This window comes from Mucilaginibacter sp. PAMC 26640, from assembly GCA_001596135.1.
GTDB lineage: Bacteria > Bacteroidota > Bacteroidia > Sphingobacteriales > Sphingobacteriaceae > Mucilaginibacter.
Window position 1 is genome coordinate 2,701,386 of sequence record CP014773.1, and the last position, 19,597, is coordinate 2,720,982.

The window sequence follows — 19,597 nt, forward strand, 5'->3', positions numbered from 1 at the left end:
TAAAAAATGATAGCAACTATTTTATTACAGGCAGCAGCCCCAACTATTTTCGGTATCAACCCGCAATTTATCATGTTCGGGCTAATTGCCGTTGTGTTTTATTTCTTCATGATCCGCCCGCAGATGAAAAAGCAAAAGGATCAGAAAAAATATGTAGATGAATTACAAAAAGGCCACAAGGTGATTACCACAGCCGGTATCCATGGCAAAATATATGAAGTTGCCGAAACTACCTTTTTAGTAGAAGTAGAGAATGGTGCACGTATCCGTTTTGATAAATCGGCCATCTCTTTAGAATCATCTAAAGCCCTTAACGCACCTGCAGCGGTAACAAAAAGCTAAGCGGAAGTAAGTTTTTAAGTTACGGGCCAAAACTCACAAACAACAAATAAAAGCGAAAGGCTGAAAGCGCGATGGTAAAATCTTATTTTTGCCTGGCTTTAAGTCTTTCGCTTTCTGCTTTTAGGAAAAAATGGCAATAATCAAATTATCGGCGATAGAACGCAGGAGGCTTTCGGCCTTTATCACCTGCCTTGTATGTGCAATTTTTGCCTGGTTATTTACCACCCTTTCCAATCCACATAAGTATACGGTTAAGCAAGCACTCCTATTTAAAAACGCCCCGCAGCGGCGTGCTTTTCATTCACTACAATCAGATACCGTTAATGCCATTGTACAGGGTACCGGCTGGCAAATGTTATTTGCCAAAATGGGCGATGAAAGAAAAATTGTCTCCGTTGATCTGCAAACCTTAGAGAGTCGTAATTATTTGGTATTGAGTAATCAGCTCAAGCAAATTAATGCCAGGAAAGATCCCGAGCGCGAAATAGTTGGTTTTAGCCCCGACACCTTATATTTCGATTTTTCTAACCGGTCGGTTAAAAAAGTACCTGTTGAGTTAGTTACCACGATCAATTACCAGCGCCAGTTCGCACAATCCGGCGCAACAGTTATTAAGCCGTCATACGTGATTGTCAGCGGACCGGCAGAAGTGCTTTCGCGCATCAAATCTTGGAAAACGGATTCGCTGGTGCTGACCGATTTGAATGAGAGCATCAACACCCGCCTTAATTTAAAAGCAGCCAGCGAGGGCAACCTAAGCGTTTTGCCAAAAAGTGTAATGGTGAACATCCCGGTAGATGAGTTTACAGAAAAAACCATGGAAATACCGGTTAAGCTGATCAATAACCGGAACTTTTATGATGTAAAGATCTTTCCGCAAAAAGTGAAGGTTACTTTCACCACGTCGTTAAAGGATTATCCAGATATGAATGACGATGATTTTGAAGCGGTCGCTGATTTAGACCAATGGTTACAAGGCTACCGGGTATTAACCGTTAGACTTACGCACATGCCATCATATAGTAAAATAGTGAAGATTGTGCCACAAAACGTCGATTTTATTGTTAAAAAGTAATGTTTAAAGTAGGTATCACCGGCAATATTGGCAGTGGAAAAACTACCGTTTGCAAAATATTTGAAGTTTTAGGCGTTCCTGTGTTTTATGCCGATGACCAGGCTAAAGATATCATGGTTAAGGACCTTATTTTGATAGATGGCATCAAAAAATCCTTCGGGTCCGAATCTTATTTTGAAGATGGCTCGCTCAATCGAAAGCATATTTCCGGCATTGTTTTCAATAATGAAGAAGAGTTAGTAAAACTTAACAGGTTGGTACATCCCGCCGTATTCCGTGCATTTGAGGTATGGGTAAAACAATTTAAAGGCCGGGCAGAAATACCATATGTTTTAAAGGAGGCGGCACTATTATTCGAAAGTGATTCGTATAAAATGTGCCATAGGTCATTGATGATCTCCGCGCCGGAGCAGGTTCGTTTTAACCGGGTTATGCAGCGCGACGGACTAACGGAAGCAGAAGTAAAGAAACGTAACAGCCGCCAAATGAGTGAAGAACAAAAGTTGGGCATGGCAAACGACGTAATAATAAACGACGATACAGAACTGGTGATACCCCAGGTACTCCAGTTACACAAACTCTACCTGTCTCTTGCTAAAGGCGAATGATCATAAACGATTTCTTATCCTTCGATGATAACGGTTTATACTGTTGCTACGGCGATTTTTATCTCGACCCTAAACAACCCGTATCAAAAGCGGTAATAACCCACGCACACGCAGACCATGCAGTAAGCGGTAACGCCAGCATATATGCTACTGCCGCTACAATTGCCTTTATGCAGCTGCGTTATGGTAAAAGTGCGGGTAAAGTAATCTCTACGGCCCAATATCATTCAGCATTCACTATAGGGGAGGTGCAGATCACTTTTATCCCTGCCGGCCATATGCCAGGCTCTGCACAGGTATTGATGGAGTTTAGGGGAACTCGGTACCTGTATACCGGAGATTATAAATTACAGCCGGACAGTACCTGTGAGCCAATTGAATTTGTAAAGGCCGATGTGCTGATAACCGAAAGTACATTTGCCAATCCGGACACGCAACACCCCGAGCCGGTATCGGAAATTAAAAAGTTGAACGATATAAAGATCAATATCCTGTTGGGGGCTTACAGTCTTGGTAAAAGCCAGCGATTGATCAGGCTGATCAATGACCATGCGCCGGAGAAAAAGATCCTGGTTCATCACCGCATTATGCCGATTAATGCTATTTATCAAAAAATGGGTTTTGATTTGGGTAAGCATCAGATGTACGGGCGCAAGCTGATGAAAACACAAGAAGAGTGGGTTTACATTGTACCACCCTTTACGTTTGATAGTTATTTGCGCGCAACCGGGGTGAAGCGTTTATTTGCTTCTGGCTGGAAAAATCTGCAGGTGAATGCTCAGGACACTTTGTTTATATCCGACCATGCCGATTGGAACGATATCATTTACACTATAGAGCAAACGGAACCAAAAGAAATCTGGACATTGCATGGGGATGGCCGCCAATTGAAAGACCATTTCAAAAATGATATTTTTGTGAAATTGCTCAACTGATGCTACAGGAAAATGTCGATTATTACATTAATGAAGACGGCAACTTTGTATTTACAAAGGAATATCATTTGAAACGCGGCTATTGCTGTAAAAATAAGTGTTTGCATTGCCCCTGGAATTACGGACGCGACAAGCAAAAACAACAAAATGAGAACAAATAAGTTATATTTGGATAACAGTCAACGTATTGCATTAAAATGGGTATAGAGGAAGATATAAAAAGTACAAATTTTGAAGATAACTACCATAAAGCGGTTATCAATCTTGCTTACACGTACGGCTGGATAAACAACTTTTCGCGCCCAAAATTTGAAAAATATAATCTTACTCAGCAGCAATTTAATATTCTGCGCATTTTACGCGGACAATATCCAAAGCCGGCCACTATCAACCTTTTAAAAGAGCGGATGATCGACAAAATGTCCGATGCCTCCCGCATTGTGGATAGGCTGGTACAAAAAGGGCTGGTGTCGCGTTGTACTAACAATAAAGATAGGCGCGCGGTTGATATCCGGATCAGCGAAGAAGGGATAGCGATTCTGGCTAAAATGGATATAGAATTTAAAACAAGAGATCTGATGGATAAAAACCTCAGCGAGGAAGAAGCGGGGCAATTAAGCGATCTGCTTGATAAGATGCGGGGCTAATAAAAATACCGCGTTTAATATTTGCTATAGATATACCCTTTTCTTAAGCCTATTTCCCTGAATTTAACTGATCAAAATTTCTACTAGCCTTTTTATAAAGGATGATGAATTTTTGAATTACTTCAGGCCAAAAAGCCCGGTTGCAACTTCCTGAATCCTAAAACAAATAACCAACCCACCAGGCCCCCGTAAATAGCTCCGGCAATTACATCTACCGGGAAATGTACACCAACATACACCTGCGCAAAGCAAATAGTACTTGCCCACAGGATAGCAACCACACCAACCCAGGGCCATCGCTTGCGAAATAGCAGGCATAGGAAAACAGCTATGGCGAAATGATCTGTTGCATGGGTGGAAGGGAAACTGTAACCCAGTCCGCAGGGCACTCTGCTGATCACCGTTTTGCCCGTTACTGCATCCCGGCAGGGCCTCAGCCTTTGTACCTGTTTTTTTACAAGGCTGGCGCTGGTATAATCCGCAAAGCCTGTAGCAAGAGCGAGCAATATCACCAGAGCTACACCCTGTTTTTTGTAGCGATAAACACAAAAGCCAATGATGAATAGGTATAAAGGGATCCAAAATTTGGGGTTCCGCATCCATGGCATCACCCAGTCGAAAAATACGTTGGACAGGTCGTGGTTAATAAAATAAAATAAATGCCGGTCTGTTTGTAAAAGGAAATCGGGCATTGGCTATCTGCGCAGTTAATTTTATTGGCAAGGCAAATATAGCCAATAATTTCAGCCTTAAAACTACGCTGGCTTTACATTGCAATGGGTAAAATAGCTTATTTTTGCTAGCTAAATAGCGAAACATTTTGACACTTATAAAATCAATTTCGGGTATAAGGGGCACCATTGGTGGCGCTGTTGGCGAAGGGCTTACGCCATTGGATATTGTTAAATTTACATCTGCCTACGGTAGTTGGGCGGTTAAGCAATCGGGCTTAAAAAAGATTGTTATCGGCCGCGATGCGCGTCTTTCAGGCGATATGGTGAACAACCTGGTCATCGGTACCCTGCAGGGTTTAGGAATTGATGTGATCGATTTGGGCTTATCAACTACCCCCACGGTTGAAATTGCCGTAACGGGCGAAAAAGCTGCCGGCGGTATCATACTCACGGCAAGCCATAATCCAAAACAATGGAACGCGCTTAAATTACTTAACGCCAATGGAGAATTTATAAACGATGCCGATGGTAAACAGGTTTTAGAAATTGCAGAAAGCAGCGATTTTGCCTATGCCGGTGTTGACGCTCTTGGTAAACTTACCAGAGACGATAGCTATCTTCAAAAACACATCGACCAGGTATTGGCCTTGCCGCTGGTAGATGTAGCCGCTATTAAAGCCGCTAATTTTAATGTGGTGATAGATTGTGTCAATTCGACCGGAGGTATTTTTGTACCGGCGTTATTGAAAGCTCTGGGTGTTAGTGCGGTACATGAATTATACTGCGAGCCGGACGGCAATTTTCCGCACAATCCTGAACCGCTGCCCGAAAACCTTTCGGAACTTTCAAAAGAGGTGCTTAAGAAAAAGGCCGATCTGGGCATAGCTGTAGACCCGGACGTGGACCGCCTTTGCTTTGTTTGCGAAGACGGTAACATGTTTGGCGAAGAGTATACGCTGGTTGCGGTAGCTGATTATGTTTTAAAAAATAACAAAGGGAATACGGTATCCAATCTCTCATCCACCCGTGCCCTGCGCGACGTTACCGAACAGGCAGGAGGGGAATACCATGCCGCTGCTGTAGGGGAGGTAAATGTTGTCAACAAAATGAAAGAGGTTAATGCCATAATAGGCGGCGAGGGTAACGGAGGGGTAATTTACCCCGAATTACACTACGGCCGTGATGCTTTAGTGGGTATTGCTTTGTTTTTAACCCACCTTGCCAAATATGGCAGGCCGGTTTCTGTTTTAAGAGCATCTTATCCCGGCTACTTTATCTCTAAAAATAAGATCACGCTTACTCCCGAAATGGATATCGATGCGCTGCTTTTAAAGGTTGAAGAAAAATACCAAAGGCAACCCCATTCCACTATCGACGGGTTGAAAATAGAATTTGACAAAGAATGGGTACATTTGCGCAAATCGAACACCGAGCCAATTATCCGCATCTATTCTGAAGCAAATTCAGAAACGGTGGCAAATAACCTGGCCGAAAAGATTATCAGGGATATAAAAGATATTTTAAATTTAAATGATTAGGACGAATCTGATGTCCGGAAGACGGTAAGTCTGAAAGATGATTAGGTACTCATCACCACATACTACTACTAAAATGCGTGTTTACTTAGATAATGCTGCTACTACGGCCATCGATCCTGAAGTTTTAAAGGAAATTTATAAAGTGATGGAAACCCAATTTGGTAATCCTTCATCTATCCATGCTCATGGCCGTGAAGTGCGTACGATGATCGAACGTTCACGCAAAACGATTGCTAACCTGCTGCATACATCTCCTGCAGAGATCTTTTTTACCAGTGGTGGCACCGAGGCTGATAATACCGCGATACGTTGCGGTATCATGGATAATAAGCTTACACATGCTATTACCAGCCGTTTGGAGCATCATGCCGTTATCCACACGTTGCAAGCGATGGAGAAAGCCGGAGCCATTAAACTAAGCTACGTAGATGTGGATGGCAAAGGGAACGTAGATTACGACCATCTGGAGACCCTGCTAAAAGATAATGTACGCAGCCTGGTATCGTTAATGCATGCCAATAACGAACTCGGTACCCTTACTGACATTGAAAAAGTAGGCGACCTGTGCGAAATCTATAATGCTATTTTCCACACGGATACCGTGCAAACTGTGGGGCATTACAAACATGATTTACAAAAACTGAAGGTCCATTTTATGGTTTGCGGTGCGCATAAATTGCACGGGCCAAAGGGTGTTGGCTTTTTACACGTAAGTCATAAAGTGAAGATCAACCCCATGATCTATGGCGGCTCTCAGGAACGCAATATGCGTGGCGGTACAGAAAATGTTTACGGCATAGCAGGTATGGCTAAAGCTTTAGCAATGGCGTACGAAGAGATGGATGCCCATCAAGCTTATATCCAGGATCTGAAGAGCTATATGATGGCTAGATTACAGCAGGAAATTACCGGTGTTGGCTTCAATGGCGAGACCGATCCGGCAAAAAGTTTATACACTGTACTTAATACTTCGTTTCCGGAGATGGAAATGGGGGATATGTTGTTATTTAATTTGGATATTGCCGGTATTTCTGCATCAGGCGGCAGTGCCTGCAGCTCGGGTTCGGATATAGGTTCTCATGTGCTGACCGCTATAGGTGCCAGTCCCGACCGGCCATCGGTACGCTTTTCGTTCTCTAAATACAACACTAAAGACGAAATAGACTTCACCGTAGCTAAGTTGAAAGACTTGTGTATGGTAAGTGCTTAAAGATCAGTACAATTTGCCCGGCAGGCAATTTTAAAACGAAGGCTTCTTGTCGTGTCATTTCCAGTGATAGGATCGACCAAATGGTTGTCGCTCTATTAAATTTGATGGTTTCTTTTTAGGATAATTGTAAAACAATGAGTTAAAATTCAGGTTTTGTATTGACAAACAAAATTAAAATCCTATGAAAATTAATGATCAAAACGCCTGGGAAGACCAGGAAGAAGACCATAATTATGGCTCGGGTTCGCTGTTCTCGGAATCCCGCGAAGAGGGCCACATTACCGACCGTGGTTTTTCTGATGATATCGAAAACGACAGTGAGCAGGCAAGTGACGAAGACGAGCTGGATACTGAAGATCAGCTGGACTCAAGTAATGATGAGGAAGATGATGATTTGCTTGATGATGACGATGATGTGCCTGCTGATACTGACAACGAATTAGACGAAGATGATGAAAACAGGTTGGATGACACCGAAGGAGGTGGCACTACCCGAGTGGATTCATAATTGTTTATTTGGAAAATATATTTCGATAGCGTTAAAGTTGGTACTGTTTTTGGTTGATAAGTATTGAACAACTAATAACTACAATTATGGAAACCAACGAAAGAAACCCGGAATACAATCCAACTCACAATCCAACTCACAATCCAAACGAAACTCCTGAAGAGCGCCAGTCTGAAAACGAAGGATCTGGTTATCACCCGCAAACCGAGCAAGAGCAGCAACAGGAAGGTAATGATGCATCATATAGCGAAAGCACCGATGTGACGCCGCCAAATCAGCACGAGTTCCCTTCGGAAGGTGTGGCAACCAAAACTAACTTTGAAAGCCGTCCGCACGGTCGTACAACCGGCAGGATGTTAGGCCATGAGCCAGGTACAGAGGGGATATAAAGGAAAGCCCCCCCCGCCCCCTGAAGGGGGAGCCGAACATGAAATTTCATAAAAAAGGCGTTCCGAGAACTCGGAACGCCTTTTTTTATGTTTGTGAAGCCAATCAAAGGCTCCCCCTTCAGGGGGCGGGGGGGGCTGGCACCGGCGCTAACATCTTTAAAAAGCTCGCCAGTTTTTCCTTCATTTCCCTTCTGTCAACTATGAAATCTAAGAAACCATGTTCCTGCACAAATTCTGCAGTTTGGAATCCCTTTGGCAAATCTTTCTTAATCGTTTCTTTAATAACGCGGGGACCGGCAAAGCCGATAAGAGAGCCGGGCTCTGCAATATTAATATCGCCCAGCATAGCGTAGGATGCTGTTACTCCACCCGTTGTCGGATCAGTTAGCAGAGATATGTATGGCACCTTTGCCTGGCTTAGTAAAGCCAATTTAGCTGATGTCTTGGCCATCTGCATTAAAGAAAATGCGGCCTCCATCATCCTGGCACCGCCAGATTTAGAGATCATCAGGAAAGGAACCTTGTTTGCAATGCTATAATCTATTGAACGGGCTATTTTTTCACCAACCACCGAACCCATAGATCCGCCGATGAAATTAAAGTCCATACAAGCAATAACGACATCCTGTCCATTCATTTTACCAACGCCGGCCCGGATAGCATCTGTTAAACCTGTTTTCTTTTTGGTTTCTACCAGCCGGTCGGTATATTTCTTGGTGTCGGTAAAGTTTAACGGATCGCCCGAACTAAGGTCGCTGAACAACTCCGCAAATTGATTATCATCAAACAAAACTGAGAAGTATTCTTTGGAGCCAATGCGGATATGAAAACCGCAATAATGGCAAACGTATTGGTTTTCAACCTGTTCTGAGTAGTGTAAAGGTTTCTTACAATTGGGGCACTTGTTCCAGATGCCATCGGGGGCTTCCTTCTTCTCCTCAGTAGTCGTAATTATCCCTTTGATTTCTCGCTTAAACCACGCCATATCTATTTCTATGTCTTTCAAGTAATGCAAAGAAACGAAATATTTTAGATTTGAAACGTTAGATATGAGATTTGAGCCGATATAACCCCTGGTTGGGCAAAAAAAGCGCTAAAAAAAAACTGATATTTTTAAAAAACTCACATCTCTTATCTCAAATCTCATATCTAAATTATAACTTCGGCTCCCAAACAATAAGTTAATGAGTTTAAAAGATTATAAAGGTGTTCTGCATGGCGATCAGGTGCAGGAACTATTTGAAGCAGCTAAAGTGCACCAGTTTGCATTACCTGCGGTAAACGTTATTGGTACCAATACCATCAACGCAGTTATGGAAACAGCAAAGGCTGTTAACTCTCCTGTAATTATCCAGTTATCAAACGGCGGCGCGCAGTTTTATGCTGGTAAAACTTTAGATAACTCTAAGCTGCAGGCCTGTATCCTTGGTGGTGTATCTGCCGCTAAGCACGTGCATTTACTGGCTGAGCATTACGGTGTTGCGGTTATATTACATACCGACCATGCTGCAAAAAAATTATTGCCTTGGATTGACGGTTTGTTAGAGCATGGTGAAAAATTCTTTGCTGAAACCGGCAAGCCTTTGTTTTCATCGCATATGCTGGATCTTTCTGAAGAATCTATAGAAGAAAATATCGAAATCTCGGCGAAGTATCTGGCCCGCATGGCCAAAATGGGTATGACTATAGAGATTGAACTTGGTGTTACAGGCGGCGAAGAAGACGGTGTAGATAACTCTGATGTGGATAGCTCACGCTTATACACCCAGCCGGAAGAAGTTGCTTATGCTTACGAAGAACTTTCTAAAGTTAGCCCACGCTTTACAATTGCTGCTGCATTTGGAAACGTACACGGCGTTTACAAACCGGGCAACGTTAAATTACAACCGGTTATCTTGCATAACTCACAGGTGTATTTAAAAGAGAAACACAGCCTTACTGCCGAGAAACCGATCAACTTTGTTTTCCATGGCGGTTCGGGTTCTAGCCAGGAAGAAATTCGCGAGGCGATCTCTTACGGTGCAATAAAAATGAACATCGATACCGATATGCAGTTTGCATTTTGGGAAGGGATAAAAGATTACTACCAATCTAAAGAGGGTTATTTGCAGACACAAATCGGTAGCCCTGATGGTGAGGATTCTCCGAACAAAAAATATTACGATCCGCGCGTTTGGTTACGCAAAGCTGAGGAAAGTTTTGTAAAACGTTTAACTGTAGCTTTTGGCGATTTAAATTGTATCGACGCTACCAGCAAGATCTAAGTTAAAGAGCATATAGGAATAAAAAGCGCCAGTGTTAATAACATTGGCGCTTTTTTTAGGTTATAGATAAAAATTATACGGGAACATGGCAAAGAAAAACGATAAAAACCTTTTTGAAAAATTCGCAAACTGGGCAACCATGGCAACAGGAAGCTCTGCTGCTTTTATAATTGCCATGCTAACGATTGTTATTTGGCTGATTACCGGCCCGATTTTTAAATATTCCGACACTTGGCAACTGATCATTAACACAGGCACCACTATTGTCACTTTCCTGATGGTGTTCCTCATCCAAAAGTCGCAAAATAAGGATTCTAAAGCCATTCACTTAAAATTGAACGAGTTGCTTGCGGCTCACCAGGGTGCCAGTAACCGGATGGTTAATATTGAAGCGTTGAGTGAAAAAGAGCTTGATCAGTTGCGGAAATTCTATGTAAAATTGTCGCAGCTTGCGGAGAAAGAGGATGATTTAACATGTACGCACTCAATAGACGCTGCAGAAGAAAATCATAATACCAAGATTACAAATTACAAAACGAAAGCTCATTACAATAATGGACTCAAAAATAGAAGTAAAGCAAATTAGTGCTCCTGCTGATCTATCTGAAGCTTTTTTTATCCGCCACGAAGTATTTGTAGAGGAGCAGGGATGTCCTGCTAGCTTAGAGGTTGAAGGTAATGATATCTCCATCCATTTTTTAGCTACGATTGATGGTAAACCCGCAGCTGCGTGCCGATGGAGAAAAACTGATAAAGGAGTTAAACTAGAACGTTTTGCGGTATTAAAAAAATATCGTGGCCGCGGTTTAGGGCAGGAAATGGTAAAAACTGTTTTAGAAAATTTGCCGGCTAATGCACCACTAATTTATTTACACTCCCAGGTAGATGCGGTAAGCTTATATGAGCGCTTCGGTTTCAAGAAAATAGGAAATGAATTTATGGAAGCTGGTATAAGGCATTTTACAATGGAAATTCCCCCCAGCCCCTGAAGGGGAAGCAAAATTAGAAAATCGTTGCATTCATATACATAATTACCCAATCACTCCTATTTGTTTAGGAGTTGGGCGTTGACACTATGCGCCAAATACCCTTCCCGAATAATCCATCGCTTCCTGTAATTTATCCAAATCTAGCCCTGTGTCGCTATTTTGGTGCAAAAGGTAAGCCAGCAGGTTTTCGGTGGCAATGTTGCCTGTCAGCTCGTCTTTAGCCATTGGGCAGCCACCATAACCTTTCAGCGCAGCATCAAACCGGGTGCAGCCGCTTTCATAAGCAGCGGCAATTTTATCCTGCCAGGTATCAGGTGTTGAATGTAAATGTAAACCGAAGCTGGTTATCGGCGATTGTTGAACCAATGCCGGATAGAGCGTAGTGATCTGTTCAGGCGTACCAACACCAATGGTATCGGAGAGGGCAATATAACCGATTCCCTCGTTAATCAGTTGCTGCGCCCAGTGCTGCACAATTTCCGTGCTCCAGTCATCTCCGTAGGGGTTGCCAAATCCCATCGACAAATAAATTAACAGCGTTTTGTTTTTAGCAGTGCACAGCTCGTTCATCCGCTTTACATCATCAAAAGCATTGGCCATTGAGGTATTTGTATTTCGCTGCTGAAATGTTTCTGATAATGAAAACGGGTAGCCTAAGAACGTGATCTCTTCGTGACTGGCGGCTTCCTCCGCACCACGGTAATTGGCAACGATAGCTAAAAGCTTGGATGGAGTGTTGCTCAGGTCGAGTTTACGCAATACTTCTTTTGTATCCCGCATTTGCGGCACCGCTTTCGGCGATACAAAGCTTCCAAAATCAATCGTATCAAAGCCAACCTGCAGCAACAGATTTATATATTCTGCTTTTACGTTAGTGGGTATAAATTCGGTAAGCCCCTGCATAGCATCGCGGGGGCATTCGGTTATTTTGGTATCAGGCATTAATCTGGTTTTGAAACTTGAGCATTCTTATCTACCAGGGCTTCTCGCTTGAAATTGCGGATGATGAGCCTGCTGCCGCCATTATAGGTAATATAGCTGGAAATCCAGTTAATGAATACGATAACCCGGTTTCGGCCACCCATCAACGAAATCAAATGTATAAACATCCAGATGAGCCATGCAAAAAAGCCCTGAAACTTAATTTTGCCCAAATCTGCAATTGCCTTGTTTCTGCCAATGGTGGCCAGCGATCCTTTATCATTATATTTAAAAGCCTCGGTAGGTTCACCACTAATCAGGCGCGCAATATTTTTACCGGTAAGTTCGCCCATTTGTATAGCTACCTGTGCAACACCAGGGTGGCCCTTTGGAGTTTCGGGCGTTATCATAGCAGATACATCGCCAATGGCAAAGATATTTTCGCTGCCTACCATTTTTAATTTTTCATCCACTTTTACCCGGTTGCCTCTTTCAATCGAATCTTTTGAGACACCTTCTGGTATAACACCCATCACGCCAGCAGACCAGATCACATTTTTTGTACGGATACTTTTACCGCCTTCAAATTTTATCTCCTCGCCATTGTAGGTTTCCACTTTTACGTTTAGCAAAACTTCAACGCCCATCTTTACCAGGAAATCTTGCGCGGCAGCAGAACCTTCGTCAGAAAACGGACCAAGCACCTTCGGCAGGAAATCTACCAGGTAAACCTTCATCTCCTCTTTCGCCAGTTCGGGGTAATCTTTATTAAGTACGTGGTTACGTAGTTCTGCCAGTGCCCCTGCAAGCTCCACACCGGTAGGGCCGGCCCCGACCAATACAAATGATAGGAATGGTGCGCGTTCTTCCTTGGTAGGCTTTAAAATGGCTTCCTCCAGGTTTTGCAGTACCATATAGCGCAAGTTTAATGCCTCCGGGATAGATTTCATCGGCATAGCATAATGCTCAATCTCTTTATTGCCAAAAAAGTTGGTGGTAGAACCAGTGGCAATCACCAGGTAATCATATGCGATATCGCCGATACCGGTTTTTACAATATTGGCTGCTGTATCGATACTTTTAACTTCCGTATGCCTGAACTTAAGATTTTTCTGCCCCTCGAAGTTTTTCCGCAAGGAGAAAGCGATAGACTCCGATTCGAGACTACCTGTAGCTACCTGGTAAAGTAGCGGCTGAAAGGTGTGATAGTTATGCTTATCAATTAATATTACTTCAACCGGTTTCTCTGCAAGGCGTTTTACAACTTCGATACCACCGAAGCCCCCGCCTATGACAACCACGACCGGGAATTTTGAAAGATTATTGCTATTCATATAGAGTAGATTTTTATTATATCCTTAGCTTTTATATTCACGAGGATGAAATGAGTGCTTTTGATTAACGGTAAAAGTTAACCCGTTAGCTACTAAACAAAAAAGGCTCCAAATGTTCTTTGGAGCCTTTTAATTAATTGTTATTTTTTATCTGAGGTCTTTTTTTCCAAAGTCGACAATAACCGGGGTTGCAACGCAGATAGACGAGTAGGTACCAAAAAGTACACCGATCAATAAGGCGAAGGAGAACCCACGTAAAACATCACCACCGAACAAGAATAATACAAGTAATATCAATACGACGGTTAATGCCGTGATGATTGTTCTGCTCAGTGTGTTGTTAATAGCATGGTTGATTACTTCTTTAGGATCATCAGTTTTAGCATGGTGCAGGTTCAGGAACTCGCGGATCCTGTCAAATACAACCACGGTGTCGTTAATGGAGTAACCAATCACGGTTAATAATGCAGCGATGAAGGCCTGGTCGATATCTAAAGAGAATGGTAATACATCTTTAAATAATGAGAAGAAGGATAACACCATTAATGCATCATGAACGGTTGCCACCATTGCGCCAAGGCTAAATTGCCATTTGCGGAACCTAACCAAAATATAAGCTGAGATCACCAGGATAGCAATGATGATGGTCCACTTTGCAGAAGCTTTCAGCTCATTTGCTATCGTAGCTTCCACTTTTTCGTGGCTAAGGATATTTTTAGCTGTGATAGTAGTTGCCGGGCTTGATTTCAACGCATTGATAACAGCATTTTCAACTTTCGAATCTGCATCCGGTTCGGTGCTGTCGATCATATAGTTAGTTGTGATGCTGATCCTGTCAGTACCAAATGTTTTAACCTCAGAACCAAAACCTAAGGATTTATCAAGTTCTTTATGAACGTCATCTGGTGTAACGTTCTTACTGTTGAACTGTACGATATAGGTACGTCCGCCACCAAAATCTACACCGTAGTTAAAGCCGCGGGTAACCATCGATACCAAACCTGCAGCGATAAAAATGCCCGAGAAGGCATAGAATTTAAAACGGTTTTTTACGAAACCGTAGTTAGCATTTTTAAAAGTATGTGAGCTCCATGGGTTAGAAAATTTAATATCCCAGCCTTTTTCCAGCATGAATTCAAATAATAATCTGGAAATCAATAATGAGCAGAACAAAGTAGTGATGATACCGATCATCAATGTAGTAGCGAAACCCTGGATAGGGCCCGAACCGAAGACGAAAAGGATAACACCCGTTAGGAAGGTACTGATGTTGGCATCGAGAATAGATGGTAATGCATGTTTAAAACCATCAGCAATTGCAATTCGGATGGATTTGCCTAAACCGAGCTCTTCGCGCACACGTTCATAAACCAATACGTTGGCATCAACTGCCACACCTAGTATCAAAATGATACCCGCGATACCCGGAAGAGTTAATACAGCACGTAGGCTGATCAATACACCCATCAGGAAAAACACGTTGATCAAAACAGCAACTACTGCAACGGTACCTGCGCGGTTGTAGTAAGCGATCATAAAGATCAGGATAACCACTAAACCAAGAATACATGATAGTAAACCTGCGCTGATAGCCTCCTGGCCTAACGACGGACCTACCACGGCCTCTGTCATGATACGTGCAGGAGCGGGTAAACGCCCTGCTTTGAGGATGTTTGCCAAATCCTTTGTATCTTCAACTTTAAAGTTACCAGAGATAGAGGATACACCGCCTGAGATTTCATTCTGAACGGTAGGTGCAGAATAAACATTATCATCGAGTACGATAGCAATAGATCTTTTATTAGCGCCTGCAGATGCTTCTGCCGTGATATTTTTCCATTTCTGGGCACCTTGTGAAGTCATGTTCATGATAACTTCGTAGCCACCTTTAACAGGATCAACATCGCTGCGTGCATCGCTGATCACGTCGCCTGATAGTACAGGGCCGTTTTCAGCACCGCTCAGTTTGATAGCATACAATTCAAACACCTTTGTGTTTTCAATAGGCTTAACGCTCCACAGGAATTTCATATTCTGTGGAATCACGGATTTTACTTCAGGTGAACGCATTACCTTGTTAACCTTTGCCGTGTCATTAACAGCTGCCCGGCCAACAGTTGGGCCCGGGTATAATTGGCCCTGACCGTTTGCACCCTGGCCAACCATTGGTGCCAATATAGCAAACAAAGGATTTTGAGCAGCCAGCTGGGCTTTGTTATTTAATGACGATGAATCTTTATTGGTGTTATTTTTCAACTTAGCCAATAAGGAGTTTGCAGAATCTTTTAAGCTCGTTGGACTTTTAGCAGTGGCAGCATTTTTTGCGGTGTCTTTTTTAGCAGTAGCTGCTTTATCTTTTGCAGCCAGCAGGCTGTTGATATTACCCAGTAATTGGTAAACCTCACTGTTATCATAGGTTTGGTAAAATTCCAGTTTGGCCGAGCCAGATAATAATTTTCTAACACGTTCCGGTTCTTTAACACCAGGCAACTCAATCAATATCCGGTTGGTGCTTTTTTGCAGCTGGATGTTTGGCTGGGTAACACCAAACTGATCGATACGTGTGTGAAGAACGGTGTAGGACTGCTGAACTGCAGTGCTCGCCTGATCTTTAAGATAGGTTTTAACATCGCCGTTCGACGCATTGAACTTTAAATGGTCCTGGTTGTTGCTGTTTGCGAAGATAGCTGCAAGTTTGCCGTTAGGTGCAATCTTTTCGTAGGCATCAACAAATAGGGTGATGTAATCTTTTTGAGGATAAATTACAGCATCTTTTTGAGCCTGTACCAAGGCCTGTTTAAAAGCAGGGTCCTGGTTGTTGTTGGATAACGACTGTACCAGCTCGCGTAACGAGATTTGCATCGTTACGTTCATGCCACCTTTTAAATCCAAACCAAGCGCAAGCTCGCGGTCTAAACAATATTGATAGGTGTGGCCGAATAGCGGATATACCGGCTGAGTGGAAATAGAATCTAAATAGGCAGTTTCCTTTTCAGCATTTCCCTTTGCGTGTACCTTGGCATCGTTCTCAACTTTATGGGCCACCCATGTAAATGAAAGCTGGTATAAGCATACCACAGCCAGCAGAATGGCGAAAAATTTAATAACCCCTTTACCTTGCATCTCGAATTTATATGTAATTAATTAGTTTATAAGCTTTTTAAAAATAGACGGCAAATCTAATAAAATTTCACAAGCATGAAATTTTTAATTCAAACAAAATAATCGATGTTTTTGTTATCGGCGCTCAAGTTCAATGAATGCGTAAGGGATGGGGTTTTTCTCATCGGCATCAAAATTTTCCCGGTTCACCTCGTTCCATTGGCTGTGGTCAATTTCAGGGAAAAAAGTATCAGCCTCAAAGTCTTTGTGGATAATGGTTAGATAGATGCGGTCGGTCTTTTCCATGGCCTGCCGGTAAATTTCGGCTCCGCCAATAATAAACACTTCTTCGTCCTGCGCACAAAGCTTAAGGCCTTCGTCGATAGATTTGACCACCTCGCAGCCGGTGATTTCAATATCCTGCCGGGTAACTACAATGTTCCTTCGTTTTGGCAAAGGCTTACCCACAGAATCGAATGTTTTTCGCCCCATGATAACGGTGTGTCCCGATGTGATCTCTTTAAAATGTTTCAGATCGTTCGGCATGTGCCAAAGCAACTGGTTGTTTTTACCGATAGCGTAATTTTCGCCAATGGCGACGATTATGGATATGATCATTGGATTTTTATTGAATTTGCCATAATCCAGACTTTTATTTGATCGAAATGGATTTCGCCCATGCTGGCGGCAATTGATATATCATACTTTTCTTTTTGAGATGCAATCATCGTTAAGTTTTCCAGTCGCAAAGTAAGACGCAGCAAAAGATATGCTATCCTTTTATTTCCGTCGACAAAAGGATGATTAATAATGAGGCTCTCGAATATGGCAGCAGCTTTATCCGCAGCAGTTGGATAAAGATCTTGCTGGTCGAATGTCATGAAGGGACGCGCCAACGCCGCTTCTAAACCTGCAATATCCCTGATGCCTTTGCTTCCTCCAAACTGGTCAATTAAGTTGTTGTGGTAAACTTCAACTTCTTGTAAATTTATCATTGCGCAAGCTTTCTGAATACCTCTTCATCTTCCGCAATTATTTCTTTGACATATTCTGCACGCTTCGCTCTCTCTGCAATTTTTGTATTAAGATCTTGGATGTATCCTAATGCTTCTTGCAAGACGATTTCTGGCGCACTGTCCGGAATCAGCTTTACAGCTTTTTCTATTTCTTCTTTTAATTCAGCAGTGCTCATGATTTCAAATTTACGCAATCCTCAATTAAACTGCAACTGCTCCCTTAATGTGCGGCCACGGCTCATAGTTTTCCAAAGTGAAATCTTCGAACTTAAAACCAAAGATATCCTTCACCTCCGGGTTGATTTTCATGGTGGGTAGTGGTTTGGGTTCGCGGCTTAGTTGCAGTTTGGCTTGCTCCAGGTGGTTGTTGTAGATATGGGCATCACCAAAGGTGTGGATGAAGTCGCCATAATCCAGGTCGCATACCTGGGCCATCATCATGGTGAGCAGGGCATAAGATGCAATGTTGAAAGGTACACCCAAAAAGATATCCGCGCTGCGCTGGTATAACTGGCACGACAGCTTGCCCCGGGTTTCGCCTTTGCTTTCATCTGCGGGCTGCACATAGAACTGGAACAGGCTATGGCAGGGGGGGAGGGCCATTTGGTTAACATCAGCCACGTTCCATGCCGATACCATAATGCGGCGCGAATCCGGATTGCTCTTTAGCGTGTTTACCACCTGCGTTATCTGGTCAATGTGCCCGCCATCAGGTTTGGGCCAGCTGCGCCACTGGTAACCATAAACCGGGCCGAGGTTGCCATCGGCGTCTGCCCACTCATCCCAAATGCGTACACCATTATCTTTCAGATATTGGATATTGGTATCACCGCTCAAAAACCAGATCAGTTCATGAATGATTGATTTCAGATGCAGTTTTTTGGTGGTCACCATTGGGAATCCATCCTGAAGGTTAAATCGCATCTGGTAGCCAAACACGCTGAGCGTGCCGGTGCCGGTGCGGTCATGTTTCTGCGCGCCGGTGTCCATCACGTGCTGCATCAGGTCTAGGTATTGTTTCATGGTAATGGGATGTGTAATATGAGTGGGGTGCCCAGTGATGGACAAGTGAACAAATGAACGTTTAAAAAGACAAAGAAAAATAATCTAATTTTGGTATCCTACCGATGTGCAAAAAAACATCGGTTGTTAAACAAATTCTAATGATCGTATTTCCGAACGCAAAGATAAATATTGGCCTCAACATTACCGAACGCCGGTCCGATGGCTTCCACAACCTGGAGACAGTTTTTTACCCCATAAAAATTAATGACGTGCTGGAGGTGATCGTGGCAGAGCGGCTGAGTTTCCACTCTAGCGGTTTAGAAATTCCCGGAGAGGATAACGAAAATCTTTGCATTAAGGGTTACCATTTATTGAAGCGCGATTTTCCGGATTTGCCTGCCGTAAAAATTCACCTTCACAAAAATATTCCTATAGGCGCAGGGCTGGGCGGCGGCTCGTCTGATGCGGCTTTTTTTATCAAACTGATGAACGACAAATTCAGCCTGGGCTTGTCGGTTGATGCCATGATGGATTACGCCCGGGTGCTGGGCGCCGACTGTGCTTTCTTCATCGAAAACAAACCGGTGTTTGCCTTCGAGAAGGGAGATGAGTTTGAGTCGGTAAAATTAGACCTCTCTGCCTATAAAATTGTTTTGGTGATGCCTGATGTCCATGTTTCCACTGGAGAGGCTTACAGAGGCATAAAACCGGCCATGGTTTCCGAATCGTTATACGAGCTGATAAAAACCCCCATTGCGAACTGGAAACGCCATATTAAGAATGATTTTGAAGGGCACATCTTCCGCGACAACCCGGCTATCCGTGGCGTAAAAGCAGAGTTGTACGAATACGGTGCATTATACGCGAGTATGAGCGGGAGCGGAGCATCCGTTTTTGGAATATTTGAACAACTGCCAAACCTTAGCCAAATGGAAGAAAACGGCAACCTGGTTTTCTACAACCTTTAAAAAAAAGAACGCAGTCCAGTTATAACAAACACAATTTATTTAAAATAAAGGCGCGGGTAAAACAGTAAAGTT

Annotated in this window: 22 protein-coding genes; 13 read left to right on the forward strand and 9 right to left on the reverse strand. The window is 43.1% G+C overall.

Annotated elements, in window-relative coordinates:
• The first annotated feature begins 6 nt into the window (after window positions 1-6).
• From A0256_11765 to A0256_11785, 5 genes are all read left to right on the forward strand, one after another.
• Window positions 7-342 carry a preprotein translocase subunit YajC gene (locus A0256_11765; GenBank protein ID AMR32048.1) on the forward strand — a complete coding sequence of 112 codons (336 nt, stop codon included), beginning with the start codon at window positions 7-9 and terminating at the stop codon, window positions 340-342.
• A gap of 130 nt (window positions 343-472) precedes the next feature.
• Window positions 473-1,417, forward strand: coding sequence for a hypothetical protein (locus A0256_11770; protein ID AMR32049.1), 945 nt, complete (start codon window positions 473-475; stop codon window positions 1,415-1,417).
• The gene (locus tag A0256_11775; protein AMR32050.1) at window positions 1,417-2,025 is read left to right on the forward strand and encodes a dephospho-CoA kinase; all 609 of its coding nucleotides are present in this window, start codon (window positions 1,417-1,419) and stop codon (window positions 2,023-2,025) included. Before A0256_11770 ends, A0256_11775 begins: the two co-directional genes overlap by 1 nt.
• Complete coding sequence (locus tag A0256_11780) at window positions 2,022-2,960, forward strand: exonuclease (protein ID AMR32051.1); 939 nt, start codon at window positions 2,022-2,024, stop codon at window positions 2,958-2,960. The genes A0256_11775 and A0256_11780 overlap by 4 nt, the downstream gene beginning before the upstream one ends.
• A 197-nt stretch (window positions 2,961-3,157) precedes the next feature.
• Complete coding sequence (locus A0256_11785) at window positions 3,158-3,607, forward strand: transcriptional regulator (GenBank protein AMR32052.1); 450 nt, start codon at window positions 3,158-3,160, stop codon at window positions 3,605-3,607.
• 122 nt (window positions 3,608-3,729) lie between these two features.
• Here A0256_11785 and A0256_11790 read toward each other — a convergent pair whose 3' ends face one another.
• Window positions 3,730-4,299: a phospholipid phosphatase gene (locus A0256_11790; GenBank protein AMR32053.1), complete on the reverse strand. Its 570-nt coding sequence runs from the start codon at window positions 4,297-4,299 to the stop codon at window positions 3,730-3,732.
• Between the two features lie 128 nt (window positions 4,300-4,427).
• Here A0256_11790 and A0256_11795 point away from each other — a divergent pair, with 128 nt between their 5' ends.
• From A0256_11795 to A0256_11810, 4 genes are all read left to right on the forward strand, one after another.
• On the forward strand, window positions 4,428-5,819 hold the full coding sequence (locus A0256_11795; protein AMR32054.1) for a phosphoglucosamine mutase: 1,392 nt from the start codon (window positions 4,428-4,430) through the stop codon (window positions 5,817-5,819).
• Between the two features lie 73 nt (window positions 5,820-5,892).
• Window positions 5,893-7,029, forward strand: a complete 1,137-nt coding sequence (locus A0256_11800) for a cysteine desulfurase (protein ID AMR32055.1) — start codon at window positions 5,893-5,895, stop codon at window positions 7,027-7,029.
• Window positions 7,030-7,210: 181 nt separating this feature from the next.
• Complete coding sequence (locus tag A0256_11805; protein ID AMR32056.1) at window positions 7,211-7,537, forward strand: hypothetical protein; 327 nt, start codon at window positions 7,211-7,213, stop codon at window positions 7,535-7,537.
• An 86-nt stretch (window positions 7,538-7,623) separates the two neighbouring features.
• Window positions 7,624-7,926, forward strand: a complete 303-nt coding sequence (locus tag A0256_11810; protein AMR32057.1) for a hypothetical protein — start codon at window positions 7,624-7,626, stop codon at window positions 7,924-7,926.
• 118 nt (window positions 7,927-8,044) lie between these two features.
• Here A0256_11810 and A0256_11815 read toward each other — a convergent pair whose 3' ends face one another.
• Window positions 8,045-8,911, reverse strand: a complete 867-nt coding sequence (locus A0256_11815) for an acetyl-CoA carboxylase subunit beta (GenBank protein ID AMR32058.1) — start codon at window positions 8,909-8,911, stop codon at window positions 8,045-8,047.
• Window positions 8,912-9,110: 199 nt separating this feature from the next.
• Here A0256_11815 and A0256_11820 point away from each other — a divergent pair, with 199 nt between their 5' ends.
• From A0256_11820 to A0256_11830, 3 genes are all read left to right on the forward strand, one after another.
• Window positions 9,111-10,190, forward strand: a complete 1,080-nt coding sequence (locus tag A0256_11820) for a class II fructose-bisphosphate aldolase (GenBank protein ID AMR32059.1) — start codon at window positions 9,111-9,113, stop codon at window positions 10,188-10,190.
• Between the two features lie 85 nt (window positions 10,191-10,275).
• Window positions 10,276-10,776, forward strand: coding sequence for a hypothetical protein (locus A0256_11825; protein AMR32060.1), 501 nt, complete (start codon window positions 10,276-10,278; stop codon window positions 10,774-10,776).
• Entirely contained in the window at window positions 10,745-11,179 is a 435-nt protein-coding gene (locus tag A0256_11830) for a GNAT family acetyltransferase (GenBank protein ID AMR32061.1), read from the forward strand. The genes A0256_11825 and A0256_11830 overlap by 32 nt, the downstream gene beginning before the upstream one ends.
• Before the next feature lie 84 nt (window positions 11,180-11,263).
• Here A0256_11830 and A0256_11835 read toward each other — a convergent pair whose 3' ends face one another.
• The 7 genes from A0256_11835 to A0256_11865 form a co-directional block, all read right to left on the reverse strand.
• Complete coding sequence (locus A0256_11835; GenBank protein AMR32062.1) at window positions 11,264-12,121, reverse strand: hydroxymethylglutaryl-CoA lyase; 858 nt, start codon at window positions 12,119-12,121, stop codon at window positions 11,264-11,266.
• Entirely contained in the window at window positions 12,121-13,434 is a 1,314-nt protein-coding gene (locus A0256_11840; protein AMR32063.1) for an NADH dehydrogenase, read from the reverse strand. Before A0256_11840 ends, A0256_11835 begins: the two co-directional genes overlap by 1 nt.
• Before the next feature lie 147 nt (window positions 13,435-13,581).
• On the reverse strand, window positions 13,582-16,557 hold the full coding sequence (locus A0256_11845; GenBank protein AMR32064.1) for a protein translocase subunit SecDF: 2,976 nt from the start codon (window positions 16,555-16,557) through the stop codon (window positions 13,582-13,584).
• A gap of 114 nt (window positions 16,558-16,671) precedes the next feature.
• Window positions 16,672-17,151, reverse strand: a complete 480-nt coding sequence (locus tag A0256_11850; GenBank protein ID AMR34521.1) for a dihydrofolate reductase — start codon at window positions 17,149-17,151, stop codon at window positions 16,672-16,674.
• On the reverse strand, window positions 17,151-17,531 hold the full coding sequence (locus A0256_11855; protein AMR32065.1) for a hypothetical protein: 381 nt from the start codon (window positions 17,529-17,531) through the stop codon (window positions 17,151-17,153). Before A0256_11855 ends, A0256_11850 begins: the two co-directional genes overlap by 1 nt.
• Complete coding sequence (locus A0256_11860) at window positions 17,528-17,728, reverse strand: hypothetical protein (GenBank protein AMR32066.1); 201 nt, start codon at window positions 17,726-17,728, stop codon at window positions 17,528-17,530. The genes A0256_11855 and A0256_11860 overlap by 4 nt, the downstream gene beginning before the upstream one ends.
• A 25-nt stretch (window positions 17,729-17,753) precedes the next feature.
• Window positions 17,754-18,575: a thymidylate synthase gene (locus A0256_11865; protein ID AMR32067.1), complete on the reverse strand. Its 822-nt coding sequence runs from the start codon at window positions 18,573-18,575 to the stop codon at window positions 17,754-17,756.
• Between the two features lie 140 nt (window positions 18,576-18,715).
• On the opposite strand from A0256_11865, the gene A0256_11870 reads away from it, so the two are divergent.
• The gene (locus A0256_11870; protein ID AMR34522.1) at window positions 18,716-19,525 is read left to right on the forward strand and encodes a 4-(cytidine 5'-diphospho)-2-C-methyl-D-erythritol kinase; all 810 of its coding nucleotides are present in this window, start codon (window positions 18,716-18,718) and stop codon (window positions 19,523-19,525) included.
• Window positions 19,526-19,597 lie beyond the last annotated feature (72 nt).